The 14,473-nt window shown below is 52.6% G+C and carries 10 protein-coding genes; 5 read left to right on the top strand and 5 right to left on the bottom strand.

Annotation, left to right across the window (positions count from 1 at the left end):
* Window positions 1-112 precede the first annotated feature (112 nt).
* On the bottom strand, window positions 113-1,624 hold the full coding sequence (locus PsAD5_RS18820) for an ABC transporter substrate-binding protein (protein WP_063293194.1): 1,512 nt from the start codon (window positions 1,622-1,624) through the stop codon (window positions 113-115).
* Window positions 1,625-1,644: 20 nt separating this feature from the next.
* A complete protein-coding gene (locus PsAD5_RS18815) occupies window positions 1,645-2,958 on the bottom strand; it encodes an acetylornithine deacetylase/succinyl-diaminopimelate desuccinylase family protein (protein ID WP_063293193.1) in 1,314 nt (437 codons plus the stop codon).
* Window positions 2,959-3,194: 236 nt separating this feature from the next.
* Between PsAD5_RS18815 and PsAD5_RS18810 the strand changes: the two genes are divergently transcribed.
* Both PsAD5_RS18810 and PsAD5_RS18805 read left to right on the top strand, forming a co-directional pair.
* Entirely contained in the window at window positions 3,195-4,598 is a 1,404-nt protein-coding gene (locus tag PsAD5_RS18810) for a mannose-1-phosphate guanylyltransferase/mannose-6-phosphate isomerase (RefSeq protein WP_063293192.1), read from the top strand.
* 109 nt (window positions 4,599-4,707) lie between these two features.
* Window positions 4,708-6,219 (top strand): phosphomannomutase/phosphoglucomutase, encoded by a 1,512-nt coding sequence (locus PsAD5_RS18805; protein ID WP_063293191.1) that lies wholly within the window; start codon window positions 4,708-4,710, stop codon window positions 6,217-6,219.
* Window positions 6,220-6,306: 87 nt separating this feature from the next.
* On the opposite strand, the gene PsAD5_RS18800 is transcribed toward PsAD5_RS18805, so the two are convergent.
* A complete protein-coding gene (locus PsAD5_RS18800; protein WP_063293190.1) occupies window positions 6,307-7,146 on the bottom strand; it encodes a hypothetical protein in 840 nt (279 codons plus the stop codon).
* A 112-nt stretch (window positions 7,147-7,258) separates the two neighbouring features.
* Window positions 7,259-8,149, bottom strand: a complete 891-nt coding sequence (locus tag PsAD5_RS18795) for a LysR family transcriptional regulator (protein ID WP_063288218.1) — start codon at window positions 8,147-8,149, stop codon at window positions 7,259-7,261.
* Between the two features lie 190 nt (window positions 8,150-8,339).
* Between PsAD5_RS18795 and PsAD5_RS18790 the strand changes: the two genes are divergently transcribed.
* Window positions 8,340-9,839 carry a CoA-acylating methylmalonate-semialdehyde dehydrogenase gene (locus PsAD5_RS18790; protein ID WP_057465938.1) on the top strand — a complete coding sequence of 500 codons (1,500 nt, stop codon included), beginning with the start codon at window positions 8,340-8,342 and terminating at the stop codon, window positions 9,837-9,839.
* A 45-nt stretch (window positions 9,840-9,884) separates the two neighbouring features.
* Here the strand turns inward: PsAD5_RS18790 and PsAD5_RS18785 are convergent, their stop codons facing one another.
* Window positions 9,885-10,385: a hypothetical protein gene (locus PsAD5_RS18785; protein WP_208980737.1), complete on the bottom strand. Its 501-nt coding sequence runs from the start codon at window positions 10,383-10,385 to the stop codon at window positions 9,885-9,887.
* 451 nt (window positions 10,386-10,836) lie between these two features.
* Here PsAD5_RS18785 and cydD point away from each other — a divergent pair, with 451 nt between their 5' ends.
* Together cydD and cydC are read left to right on the top strand one after the other, a co-directional pair.
* Window positions 10,837-12,642 carry a thiol reductant ABC exporter subunit CydD gene (cydD, locus tag PsAD5_RS18780; RefSeq protein ID WP_063293189.1) on the top strand — a complete coding sequence of 602 codons (1,806 nt, stop codon included), beginning with the start codon at window positions 10,837-10,839 and terminating at the stop codon, window positions 12,640-12,642.
* A complete protein-coding gene (gene cydC, locus PsAD5_RS18775; RefSeq protein WP_063293188.1) occupies window positions 12,639-14,378 on the top strand; it encodes a thiol reductant ABC exporter subunit CydC in 1,740 nt (579 codons plus the stop codon). The genes cydD and cydC overlap by 4 nt, the downstream gene beginning before the upstream one ends.
* Window positions 14,379-14,473 lie beyond the last annotated feature (95 nt).

Here is a 14,473-nt window from a genome sequence, read left to right as displayed (position 1 = left end):
CAGTTTGGCAACCGCTTAAACCATATAATTTGGAATAGCAATTGAGAAGGACTGCGATTGCGGTTGCAACCGCAGTCCTGTGCAAATATCTACGTGTATTTGCTAGGTGTTTTTAGTTATTCGCCCAATAGACCTGCGACAGATCGTTACCCGGTGTAGGGGAGTTTCGCCAAAGCCCCTTCACATTGGCATTCCACACTGCAGATTTCGCCAACTGGAACAGGTAGACGTTCACAGCATCCTCGGAGATGACTTGCTGTGCCTGCTTCAAAAGCTCATACCGCTTCTCTTCGTCAACAGTCACATTCAGCTCTTCAATCAGTTGCTTGAAAGCATCACTGTTGTAGTTGAAGTAGTACTTATCGCGCGCATAGATACCAATATCCATCGGCTCAACATGAGAAACGATTGTGAAATCGTAATTGGTTTCCTTGAAGACCTCGGAAAGCCACTGCGCCCATTCAACAGGCACGATCTTCAAATCAATGCCGATCTTCTTCAGATCGGAGGCAATCAGCTCACCACCACGACGGGCATAGGTCGGTGGTGGCAGTTTCAGCGTTGCGCTGAAGCCATCTGGATACCCAGCTTTGGCAAGAAGCTCTTTCGCTTTTGCCGGATCGTAAGGGTAAAGCCCTGTCAGATCATTATAAGCGGGATGGTGCGGAGCAAAGTGCGTTCCAATTGGCGTACCAAGTCCAAACATTGCCCCGTCAATCAAGGCTTGCTTATTGACCGCATGCGAGATTGCCTGACGCACGAGCTTGTTCTTGAGCGGGCCGCGAGTGTTGTTCATCGCAAGGATGGTTTCACCCTCAGTCGTGCCAATAGCAACTTCAAAGCGTGGGTCCGCTTGAAATTGAATAATGGTCTCTGGAGCGGAAAATGTCGGGAATGCATCCAGATCGCCAGAGATCATTGCAGCAAAAGCGGCATTAGGATCAGAGATGAAACGGAAAGAGGCTTTGTCCAGCTTCGGTTGTTCACCCCAATACTGGTCGAAACGGGAAATCCGAATTTCCTGCCCCTTCATCCAACGGTCAAACTTGAACGGTCCAGTGCCCACAGGCTGCGTCTTGTTCGTCTCAGCCGTTTTAGGAGATACAATTACCGCATCGCCCCAAGCCAGATTGTAAGCGAGGTTTCCACTTGGCGTGGTGAGCTTGATATCAACGGTTTGCGGATCTACGACAACCACATCAGAGATCGCTGCAAAGAGCGGCTTCTGTGCATTTACGCTGCCTTCAGCGCGTGCACGATCCAAGGAAAACTTTACGTCATCAGCAGAAAACGGCGTTCCATCATGAAAGAGGACACCCGTCTGCAAATGGAAGCGATAGGTCATGCCGTCTTCGCTCACATCCCACGATTTGGCGAGAGAGGGCAGAACACTTCCGTCTGGCCCAATACGTGTCAGGCCTTGAAAAACGTTTTGATAGACCACTTCATCGATTGCAGCTGCAGCCCCTGCAGTTGCATCAAGATGCGGTGGTTCGAGTACCATTCCCAAAGACAGGGAAGATTTGGCTTCAGCAGAACCGTGCGCACCTGTTAGTGCAGCAAGGACGAGGGCCGCGCCTCCGGCAAGGCAAAGCAGCCGGCTTTTTAATGACTTTGCATGCATTCCATTCCGTCCCTTATACTTTAAGAGTGCACGTGATCAGACAGTGTTCTTGTTATTGGTCTTGCATCAAGCCCCGTCAAAAGAGAGTACGCGGCCAGTGCCATCACTTTGGCGCTGTCAACGAGATCCTCAATTCCAACAAATTCGTCCGGCCTATGCGCCATCTCAAGTTTGCCTGGACCATACGCAATACAATCGTGCAAGTGGCCCAATCGTGTTATGTGCTTCTGATCATAAGTCCCCGGAGAGACAACATATGATGCATCTTTTTGAAGCACGTCTTTAATTCCGCCTGCAACAGCGCGAGCGACTGGGGAGTCTTTCTCTGCCATCACGGGGAGAACTTCAAGGAGATCCTTAAGTTCATATTCGAAATTTCTACGTGTTTTACGCAGATTTTCTAATATTTCAACTATCTCTTGTTTCACATCCTCCAGCGGCTCCTCAATCAGGAAACGACGATCCAGTATGATGCGGCAACTATCTGCAACGCAAGGGGAGGGAAGACCATCGTGTCCTTCATCCTGCCCGCCATGTAAGGAATTGATATTTAACGTGGATGATCGGGCGCCTCTAGGAATAACCGGCATTTGTGTTTGTTTTTTGCTGAGCGCAGGGTAAAGCTCGTTTTCCAGCACATTCAGGAAAGCACTCATGTGACGAATTGCGCTGTCACCCAAAAACGGCATTGAGCCGTGAGCAATCGAACCACGCGTCTCAATTTCACTCCACCACACCCCTCGGTGCCCAAGACAAACCTGATCCTTGTGCAAAGGTTCGGGGATGATCACATGGTCGACACGCGGTTTGGAAAAGTAGCCATGTCTGGCAAGATAAGCCACACCGCCAAGGCCGCCAGATTCCTCATCAACCGTTCCTGATATCTCGATAGCACCACAAAACTCTGGGAAGCATTCAATCAGAGTCTCTGCCGCGATTATGGAAGAGGCCAGACCGCCTTTCATATCACAGGCACCGCGCCCAAAGACCTTTCCGTCCTTTACCACGCCAGCAAAGGGATCAACCGTCCAGCCATACCCCACCTCGACAACATCAATATGGGAGTTGAAGTGGACACAAGGACCGGGACCGCGACCTTCATAGCGACAAATGACATTGATACGCGGGTAGCGGTCAGAGTCTCCGGGGGTGCTCTCTCCTCTGACATATTCGACAGCAAAGCCTTTACGCTTCAAGCGCTCGCCGATGAACTCTGCACAGGGACGATAAGCTTCTCCGGGAGGGTTGATTGTCGGAAAAGCTATCAGGTCACGAGTGAGCGCAACAAGCTCATCCACTTTCCGCTCAACGGATTGGCTTAATTCCTCCCGCATCTTCCCCCCAGAACAAATGCTTAAATGAATTAAATGATATCGTGACCGTTCCCAAATCGACTGAATACCCCTGAAAAATAATGGAGTATCTCGGAGCACGCAGACTGGTAAAAAGCCTTAATTATTTTCGAGAGAATGTGTGGAACACTGAAACTCCACGTGTTTTGAGGGTTTTGGGCTACAGCATCTAAGTTTACGAATAGTCTATTCGTTTGTTTGAAAGTGATCCTGAAAATATGACTGGCAATAGCATAAGCAAAATCACGCCTGTGATTCTGTCGGGTGGGTTTGGATCTCGCCTCTGGCCTCTGTCCCGTAGAGAAAGGCCAAAACAATTCTTGCCAATCTTTTCAGGTCAAAGTCTCTTTCAAAAGACATGTGAGCGTGTCAGCTCCCAGCAGTTCCGTGCACCGCTGGTTATCTCAAATCAGGATCATCGCTTCCTGATCGGTGAGCAAATGGCCGAACTTGGGATAGAGCCACAAGCTATAGTATTAGAGCCATGCGGACGAAACACGGCTGCTCCCGCTGCACTCGCTGCACTCATGGCGCTTGAAACAGATAAAAACGCAATTGTCCTCCTGTTACCATCGGACCATCTGGTCGCTGATGACAAGGAGTTCTTGTGTGCTGTCGATGCCGCTCATGCAGCTGCTGAAGCTGGTCAGATCGTCACATTTGGTATTGAGCCAAGCGAACCCAACACCGGATACGGCTATATCAAACTCTGCGAGGGGGCAGCATCTGTCCGCAAAGTTGATGCCTTTGTCGAGAAACCGGATCTGGCAACGGCTGAAGAGTTCCTCAAAGACGGCAACTACCTTTGGAATGCTGGCATCTTCATGTACTCCGCAGCTGCCATGCGCGATGCTTTCTTAAAACACGCGCCTGACATCTGGGAGCAAGTTGCTAAGGCCTCCAAAAACGCACGACGCGATCTGGACTTCCTGCGGCTTGAAGAAGAATCCTTCGCTCAGGTGCGCAACATCTCCTTCGACTATGCGATTATGGAAAATGAAGAGAACGTCGCCTGTGTTCCAACTGATCCGGGGTGGAGCGATCTTGGCTCATGGCCTGCCATTTGGGAGTCTATGGCGAAGAATGATGAGGGTAACTCGGCTTTGGGCGAAGCGATCTTCGAACAGTCCAAAAATTGCCTCGTTTATTCTGAAGATGCCCTCGTCAGTGTTGTAGGGCTTGAAGACGTAGTGGTTGTCAACACCAAGGACGCGCTTCTGGTTGCCGCAAAAGATAAGGCACAGGACGTGAAGAAGGTGGTGGAACAGCTGGACAAGGCCAATAGGCCGGAAACCGTACAGCACCGCCGTGTATACCGTCCATGGGGCTGGAGCGAGCGCATTTCAGAAGGCGAGCGCTTCCGCGTCCAGTCCATGATGATTGAGCCCGGCAAGGGGCTGACCTTGCAGCGCCACATCCACCGTGCAGAGCACTGGGTTGTTGTAAGTGGCACGCTGGAAGTGACCATTGATGGAAAAGATGAGCTGATTTCAGAAAATCAGTCCGTGTTTGTCCCGCTTGGCGCAAGGCACAAACTACAAAACCCGGGTAAAATCCCGGTTCGTATGATCGAAGTCCAGTCCGGCGCATACATCGCCGAGGATGATATCCTGCGAGTATAACGTGAGTTTGAAAACCGTTGGGTGAGAAACGTCTCACAACCAAACGGAGTTTGATAAAAGCGTCACGTCTCTGCATTACCAGTGACCTGAAGCTTGTCTAGGAGAAATTATGTCAGTTAAGCCGGTTTCACAGCTAACGCCAAACACCTTGGCCTATGAAACGACACCGTTGGTCAAGCCGACCGGTTTTCGCGAGTACGATGCACGCTGGCTCTTTGAAAAAGAGATCAACCTGAAGGGCATTCAGGCGCTGGGCGAGGGACTTGGAACCCTCATTCATGAACTTGGCGTACGTCCTGAGATCGTTACTGGTCACGACTTCCGCGGCTACTCCGCATCCATCAAGATGGCACTGATCACCGGCCTGATGTCTGCAGGCATCAAAGTGCACGACATCGGCCTCGCCATGTCTCCAATGGCCTATTACGCGCAGTTCGATCTGGATGTCCCATGCGTTGCCATGGTCACCGCGTCTCACAACGACAACGGCTGGACTGGTGTGAAGATGGGTGCAAACCGTCCACTGACGTTTGGTCCGGAAGAAATGGGCCGCCTGAAAGAGATTGTGTTGGAAGGGGCCAGTGACCTACGCGGTGGCGGAGCTTACGAATACCATCCTGATTTGACCGATCGCTACATCGCAGACCTCACAGAACGCGAAAAGTTCAAGCGTCCAATCAAAGCTGTCGTCGCATGTGGCAACGGCACCGCAGGTGCGTTTGCTCCGCGTATTCTCGAAGCGCTGGGCGTAGATGTTATTCCGCTGGATTGCGAGTTGGATCATACCTTCCCGAACTACAACCCGAACCCGGAAGACATGAAGATGCTTCATGCGATCCGTGACAAAGTGCTGGAAACCGGTGCTGAAGTCGGTCTGGGTTTTGATGGTGATGGTGACCGCTGTGGTGTGGTCGACAACGAAGGCGAAGAGATCTTCGCTGATAAAGTCGGCGTCATGCTGGCTCGCGATATCTCCGCTCTTCATCCGGAAAGCCAATTTGTGGTTGATGTAAAATCAACCGGCCTGTACCACACCGATCCGGTCCTCAAGGCCAATGGTGCAAAGACTGATTACTTCAAAACAGGCCACTCCTACATCAAACGCCGTGTAACTGAGCTTGGTGCTGTTGCTGGTTTTGAAAAGTCCGGCCACTACTTCTTCAATCCGCCAATCGGTCGTGGATATGATGACGGTGTTGTCTCTGCGATTGCCATTCTGGATATGATGGACCGCAATCCGGATAAGAGCATGGCTGACCTGCGCCGTGATCTGCCAAAGACCTGGGGCTCCCCAACCATGGCCGCCAAATGCGCGGACGAGATCAAGTACGATGTAGTTGATCGTGTGGTTGCGCGCTTCAAATCCATGCATGCTGACGGCGCGAAGGTATCTGGTCAGGATATAGCTGATCTGATCACCGTGAATGGTGTCCGTGTTGTGTGTGAAGATGGAACATGGGGCCTTGTCCGTGCATCCTCCAACAAACCAGAACTGGTTGTTGTTGTTGAAAGCCCGGTCTCAGAAGTGCGCCTGCACGAGATGTTCAAAGCAATGGATGCAGTTCTTCGCGAGAACCCAGAGGTTGGTGACTACAACCAGACACTGGCAGAACTCGCTTAAGATACCACCTTAAAAAACAGACTAAAAAACGCCGACCTGTATGGGGCGGCGTTTTTTGCTTTAGGCGCTCTGCTTACCTTGGGCAGGTTAGTAACCAGCGAAGTGGAGCAGGTCCACGATGTATTTGCGCATTGCAGGGCCATGTGGTGCGGGTAGGCCAACAAGAGCATCGTAAAGGCGGACCTCACTATCACACAGCTGTTTATCGGTTGGATCAGCAGCGAAAATGCGGCTTAGGGAATCCATTGGATACACCTTCATCAGCGTATCAAATGCCGGGTTCGCAGGCAGATACAAATCTGCATCAGTCGGCTTATCCGCAGGCTTGCCAATCACACGCACTTTCTTCTGCGCAGGCTCAGCGGTGTAATGGATCACGAGCCCATCGTCCTTGGCTTTAACCTGAGCATCCGCGAGCAACTGGAACAGCGCGAGCCCTTCCTGCGTACTTTCGCTCTCCACCACGGCGTAGCTGTCCAGAAACGCACCAGTGGAACCGGAAAAAAACTGAGCACAAACCAGCTCACCTTTGCTTTTCTTCAGTTTTAAGGTGAGAGCACGTTTGGCCTTGAGGACGGTGATGATCTTATCGTCATCAGCATATTTTAGCAGTGGGCGATAAACCTGAAGTGCGCGGTAAAGCAAGTCATGCAGACGCTTAGCCAGCCCGCGCTCATCTGCCCCTGATTGAATCTCTTTCTCAATCTGGCTCTGCAGGTCCTTGTAAAGATTCGGAAATTCAATCTTGATCACAGGCAGGGAAGGGATATCCGGTGCAAGAGTATCTAGGAGAACCTGCTGACCTTTGCCATCAGCTGCATGGCTTTCCTGTGTGAGGGATCCGCCAAAATCAAAGTAAAGCAGGGTCGCGACAATCGCGACAACAATCATAGGAACGCCAACGAACTCCGCAAGCTTACCAATCATCTCATTTTGCCTTCAAGTTACAGTCGGGAAGTGATCCGCACTGTATATTATAAATTATCAAAAATGACAATTTATAATTTTAAAGGCTTAATTCGGATTCCAAATCAAAGCGTTACAGATGATTTCTAAAGAGATCTTTCTCCTGCTTTACCAAGTCACCAATGAAATCAGAAACCGCTTTAATACGGCGCAGGTGCCGTGCGCTTTCATGGGTGACAAGGTAATAGCTGCGCGAAATACGACGTTTGGGAAGCACTGGAACGAAATCATCATTGCCATCTGCAATGAATCCGTGAAGGATTCCGATCCCGCTACCAGCTCGTACTGCTTCAGTCTGGCCAAGTGCACTGGCACATTCCAGGCGAGACTGCCAGTCCTTGGAAAATTCTGCGGAGTAGTTGAGCGAAGAGGCAAAGATCAAATCGTCCACATAGCCAATCAGGCGATGTTCTTTCAGCTCTTCCTCGTTCTCCGGCAGCCCGTAGCGTTCGGCATAAGCGCGAGATGCATAAAGACCCAATGAGTAGTCAGTCAACTTGCGGCTCACCAGACGTCCGTGTTCAGGTTGGCCAACCGTAACTGCCAGATCAGCTTCGCGCTTGGAAAGAGAGAAAGCCCGGTGCAGCGGCACCAACTGGAGCGTAAGGTCAGGATAGCGCTCATTCAGTGCACCCAGACGCGGCGCCAGAAAAGCCACCCCGAAGCCATCGGGTGCACCAATGCGCACAGCACCGGAAAGCTCCACATCCGTCCCACCGATCTCGGCGCGGGCGGAAAGCATCTCCGTTTCCATCGATTCAGCAAACTCAAAGAACCGCTCACCTTCGCTGGTCAGCGCACACCCCGTGGTGCGCCGATCAATGAGCTTGGCCTGCAGAGCAGTTTCAAGCGCGGAAAGGCGGCGGGCAACCGTTGCATGGTTGAGGCCAAGCCGCTGTGCAGCGCCCAAAATCTGTCCGGAGCGCGCCACAGCAAGAAACACTCTTGCATCATCCCAGTTCATGATTTTTGATAGCTCCCAGTCCACATGCTGCACGGATCGTACTTTAATTTTTGCACAACGGTTTCGGATATTATCTCATTGATATGCGAAAAATATAGTTCATGCTAGGGGCATAAAGAAATTCGCTCGCAGACCTGTAAAACGCATGTGTTTGCGGGCCGCAAGAATAGACCTGGAGAGGGAGGACCTCATGGAAGAGATCGGTCATTTTATCAATGGTAAGCGCGTTGCTGGCAAGTCCGGCCGCACTGCAGACGTTTTCAACCCTGCAACCGGTGAAGTAACTGCAAAGGTTGCTTTGGCAACTGCAGCAGAAATGCAGGAAGCTGTCGCCGTCGCTGAAAAAGCGCAGCCAGCATGGGCTGCAACCAACCCACAGCGCCGCGCTCGCGTAATGATGAAGTTCGTGACTTTGCTTCACCGCGACATGGACAAGCTGGCATCCAAGCTGTCTGCTGAGCACGGTAAAACACACCCGGACGCTAAAGGCGACGTGATCCGTGGTCTGGAAGTTGCAGAATTCTGCATCGGCGCACCACACATGATGAAGGGTGAGTTCACCGAGGGCGCAGGTCCTGGCATCGACATGTACTCCATGCGTCAGCCACTGGGCGTTGTTGCTGGCATCACGCCATTCAACTTCCCGGCAATGATCCCGATGTGGAAGTTCTGTGTTGCGATCGCAGCTGGTAACTCCTTCATCCTCAAGCCATCCGAGCGCAACCCGTCAGTGCCAATGATGCTGGCTGAGCTGATGCAGGAAGCTGGCCTGCCAGACGGCGTTTTGAACGTCGTGAACGGTGACAAAGAATCCGTAGACGCAATCCTTGATGATCCAATCATTCAGGCTGTTGGCTTCGTTGGTTCCACCGCGATTGCTGAGTACGTTTACACCCGTGGTACAGCTTCCGGTAAGCGCGTTCAGTGCTTCGGCGGCGCGAAAAACCACATGCTCATCATGCCGGATGCTGATCTGGATCAGGCTGCTGACGCTCTGGTTGGCGCAGGCTTCGGTGCTGCTGGCGAACGCTGCATGGCGATCTCCGTTGCTGTTCCTGTTGGTCAGGAAACTGCAGACCGCCTCATCGAGAAACTCATCCCACGCGTTGAAGCTCTCAAAGTTGGCCCTTACACTGCAGGCGACGACGTTGACTTCGGTCCGGTCATCACCCCACAGGCACGTGAGCGTATCCTCGGTCTGGTGAACTCCGGTGTTGAGCAGGGTGCAAAGCTTGTTGTTGACGGACGTGACTTCAAACTGCAGGGCTATGAAAACGGTAACTTCGTTGGCCCTTGCCTGTTCGACAACGCAACCAAAGACATGGACATCTACAAAGAAGAAATCTTTGGTCCGGTTCTGACTGTTGTACGTGCAGAAACCTATGAAGAAGCTCTGAGCCTACCAATGGATCATGAGTACGGCAACGGCACTGCAATCTACACCCGTGATGGTGACACTGCACGTGACTTTGCAAGCCGCATCAACATCGGCATGGTCGGCATCAACGTTCCAATTCCTGTGCCGCTCGCATACCACACCTTTGGTGGCTGGAAGCGTTCTGGCTTTGGCGATCTGAACCAGCACGGCCCAGATGGCTTCAAGTTCTACACCCGCACCAAGACAGTGACATCCCGCTGGCCTTCAGGTGTGAAGGAAGGTGCAGAATTCTCTATCCCAACAATGGGCTAAACCTTCGGATTGACAGTTTGAAAGGCGCTCTTTGGAGCGCCTTTTTTATTCGTTGCTACCAAGAGGATAGGCGCAAGGTGCGGCACCAACCGCGCGGCAGGGTTCATAATAGACAGTGTTGCTGGTGCTTCCGTCATCCCACGTCAGTTGCACTGCAAGGGCTTGCACTGTCCCACCAGGGAACTCCATGACGTACGGCTTATGAATGCTCTGTGCTTCTACGCGGAAGGGGTATTCAGGATCGCAATCAGGAATAGGAAAGCTCTTATCCAGATCCTTGGAGTCAATCGAATACTTAATTTCTTTCAGCCTGCAGCGCAGTGACATGATGGGGGCAAAGTTGATGATCTGCTTGTTGTCCAGAGTCTGGAAGGTGATCCAGCCCTCAGGCTCCAGATCACTTGCCATCGTCTTGAAAATGTCCAATGGCGGAATCACATCATCCCGTTCTGCAGTAAATCCGGCTTTTTCAGAGGCAAAGGATGAGGAGGCAAGGCCCAGGCCCCAAATTGCCGCCAGACACAGGCGGCGAAAAGAGCAAAACATGGCAGGTTCTCTCCTTTTTGTTGTTATTCAGCAATATCAACTCGTTAGTTCGATGTAGGCTGAGAGCTATAAGAGAACTCGGGGACCCTAGCGGAAAGCAGTTAATATTCCCGAAAACTCGGGGATCCATGAGCCATTTTGATTTTTATCGTGGCAGCTCTTCGGTAAAACCCCGTAAACCTCGGCGAAGCAACGCTCTGCGGGGCACCTATGATCTCTCAATATGCGCACCTGTGCGCTTATGTCCCATACAAATTGGGGGGTCTTCGCCTCTGAGTTTGTTGCGATTTATTAAAAAACTGGAGTAATTCTAACGAGCGTGTTGCAATCACAGACCGGACGGGTCGATTCCATTGCGCAAGCAAGTCTAGGCAATTGAAGAGTTTTTTCGGAAATTGTCTTTATGAATTACAGGCAGATGCCCCGGCGAAGAGGGAACCGGACAAGCGGAATGACTGAAAACCTAGCAAACGTAACAGAGCTATCTGATGCAGACGTCGCGGAGGCAAATGCCCCCGCTAAGAAACGTGGACGCAAAAAATCCGTGGGTCAGGTTTGGCTGCAGGATGCGGTTCGCCCGGAAATGAAACTGGTGAAACGCGGTGCAATGTTACAAGGCCTCTCGGAACTCCTTTGGATTCCGCAGGCAGCATTATTGGCATTGGCAATCGCTGGCCTGATCGATCCACACGGACCGGGCCTTGATCCATTCTATGCAACAGCCTCTATACTTATCTTAGCCGTGATCCGCCATTTTCTGCGCATCAGGGGCGGTGAGATCGCAGTTCGCGCAGCCTCTAAGGCGCGCCACAGACTGGAAACCAGTCTGCTGAGCAATCTAACCAACCTGTCACCGGCAACCGAACTGCCTGCAAGTGGTAAAATCGCGTCCATCGCGGTGGAGCACATTCAGGCAATCGGCCCTTACCTTGGCCGTTTTCTCCCAATTCAGGCGCGCCTTTCACTCGTCCCTCTCGTCTTGATTGCGTCTGTCGCCTATGTCAGCTGGTTCGCAGCGCTGTGTCTGCTGATCTTTGGCCCGCTGGTGCCGGTCTTCATGGCAATCGTTGGTATCCGCGCCAAGAAAGCCAGCGACCGTCAGCTAGGTGTTCTTGCCGATATGGGTGGGCTGCTGCTGGACCGCCTCAGAGGCATGGAAACCCTGCGTCTGTTTGGTGCGGTGAAACGCTCTGAGGACGATATCCGCAAACTGGGTGGTGACTTCCGCACATCCACCATGCGTGTTCTGCGTATTGCCTTCCTCTCCAGCACTGCGCTGGAACTGTTCAGTGCCGCTGCAATCGCCATCACCGCAATCTATGTCGGCTTCTCTCTCCTTGGAGACTGGAGTTTCGGCACATATGGCTCACCGCTCACACTGGCCGGTGGCCTGTTCGTTCTGATGATCGTTCCTGAATATTTCGCACCACTTCGTGCATTTGCTGCAGCGTATCATGATCGCGCCGCAGGCCTTGCAGCAGCAGATCATATCGTTGAACTGCAAAAACAGCTGGAGGACGACGGTCAGGCAGATATCATCGGAACTGGCCTCGATGTTGTGCCACTGCCAGCAACCGGCGCACTGACGATCCGAAACCTGAGTGTTTCACGCGGCCATCGCAAGATCCTCGCTGACGTCAACTTGTCTCTGGGAGAGCCGGAACTGGTCGTTGTCAAAGGCCCAAGTGGAACCGGTAAATCAACCCTGATGGATTGCATTCTCGGCTTTTTGCCAGCTGATCAGGGCCAGATTGCTTATGGCGGACTGCCGCTCACCTCATACGGCTTGACCAACTGGCAACAGTCTATCTCCGTCCTTTCGCAAAATCCTGAGCTGTTCCACGGCACGTTGCGGGCAAACCTGCGCCGCGCTGATCAGTCAGCAGACGATGCGACACTCACACAAGCTTTGAAGCTTGCTGCAGTTGATGAGTTGCTCGCCAAAATCCCGGGAGGCCTCTCAGGCCAGATCGGTGAAGACGGCAAGGGCTTGTCATTAGGGGAGCGTCGCCGCTTTGCGTTGGCACGTGCTGCCCTGCGTGAGGATGCTAGACTGATCATTGCAGATGAACCAACTGCCGATCTCGACGGTGCAACCGCGCAAAAGGTTGTCGCGGCTCTTAAAAAGCTGGCACACAACAAGCCAGTTCTGGTCGCAACTCACGATCCGCGCGTTGTCGGCTCAGCCGACCGCGTGTTGACCCTGAAAGAAGGTGTGCTGGTTGAGCTGAATGAACGTGAAGGAGAAGAACAATGAGATCGTCCCTTCGCATCATCTGGCTTTTGCAAACAGAAGAACCGCTCGCATTCTGGGGCGGCTTATTTCTGGCATTCCTACCAGCCGCTGCTGGCATCGCCTTGCTCGCCGTCTCTGGTTACTTTATCACCGCAACAGCAATCGCTGGCCTGTCTGCAGGCGCAATCGCATTCAACACATCTTCTGCGGCAAGCAGCATCCGTCTTTATGCCTCCATGCGCATCTTCGGTAGATACATCGAGCGCGTGATCACACACGATGCGACCTTCCGTTTTCTGGCAAACCTGCGCTCCGGCGTATTCCGTGGTCTTGTAGCCCGTGAAAGCAACGGCACACTGAGCCAACGCTCCGCAACGGCACTCTCCCGCGTGGTGAGTGATGTGGACCAGCTTGATGGCTTGTTCCTGCGTCTCGTTGTACCTCTTGCCTCAGCAACCATAATCACTGGCCTGACACTGGTTATCCTCTGGCAGTACTCCCCAATGGCATCCATTGCTTTGGGCGCTGTTCAGGCAGCAGGCCTCACTGTTCTGGCAAAATCTGGTGGTCACCGCCAAAAGGCACAGGCACGCAAGCTCAATGCAGCCCGTGACGCCCTGCGCGTTCGTGTGTCAGATCTGGTGCGGGGACGTCGTGACCTTTCCGTCTTCGGCGGTCTTGAACAGCAGCGTGTTGCTGCACTCAAAGCAGTGAACCAGCTGGATGATGTGCAAGAGCAGAACGAACTGACAGACATGCGAAATCAGGCTGTGGTGAGCACCATGAGCCAGGTGATGGTCGCTGTCACGTTCCTGTTCGCCGCCTATTCCTATCAGCAAGGCCAAATGGAACTGAAGCATATAGCTCTGTTCGCGTTTGTAGCTCTTGCTCTGCCAGAACTGCTCATCTCTCTCGCCAACAGCGCAGGCAGCTGGAGCAAAATGTCTGGGGCTGCTGATCGCGTCCGCTCCCTGCTCACAGTAGGGCAGGACAGCGAAGCACTTCAGAACGCCCGCAGTAATTCTGAAACGCCCTCTTTTGAGGTTGGCAAAGACGCATTGAACCTGAAAGACATCCACTTCGCCTACACACCAAAGGCAGCTGCTATTCTGGACGGTGTAGACCTCGCTCTACCAACTGGCAGCCGTACAGTCGTGATCGGCCCAAGCGGTGCTGGTAAGTCTACGCTCGCAGCTATTGTTGCACGCCTGCAAACTCCGCAATCTGGTGCAATCCAGATTGGCGGCGTCGAGCTGAACGGTATGGCAGAAGATAAATTGCGTGCTGCTCTGACAGTTGTCGGTCAACGCACGCAAATCTTCCATAGCACCATCGCGGAGAACCTGCGCGTTGCCCGTGAAGACACAACTGATGCAGAGCTTTGGGAAGCACTGGCCCACGCTGGTTTGAAGGAGCTTGTCGAAGGCAGACAGGAAAAACTGGAAACCCGTCTGGGCGAAGGTGGTCTGGGTCTGTCTGGTGGTGAAGGTCGTCGTCTGGCATTGGCCCGTGCCTACTTGCGTAATCCGGAAATCTGGATTGCGGATGAGCTGACGGAAGGACTGGACCACGCAACTGCAGACAAAGTACTCGCATCCTTCCGCGTCATGACCAAAGGTAAAACAGTCCTCATGGTCTCCCACCGTGCCAGCGAGCTGGAAGGTGCTGACCGCGTTCTGGTGCTTGAAGACGGCAAGCTGGGGGAAGTCACCCTGCCATTGTCTGAGGAGATCAAAGGTCGCCTCCGCGACGATTGATCCGGGAAACCGAGTTTAAAAGAAAAGCGCAGCCTCAGAAATGAAGCTGCGCTTTTTTGTTCTCTCAAAGATTGCGGAACGGATCAGATAAACAG

The sequence above is a fragment of the Pseudovibrio sp. Ad5 genome, assembly GCF_001623095.1.
Lineage (GTDB): Bacteria > Pseudomonadota > Alphaproteobacteria > Rhizobiales > Stappiaceae > Pseudovibrio.
The sequence above is the reverse complement of the archived record's forward strand: the minus strand, read 5'-3'. Positions and strand labels throughout refer to the sequence as shown.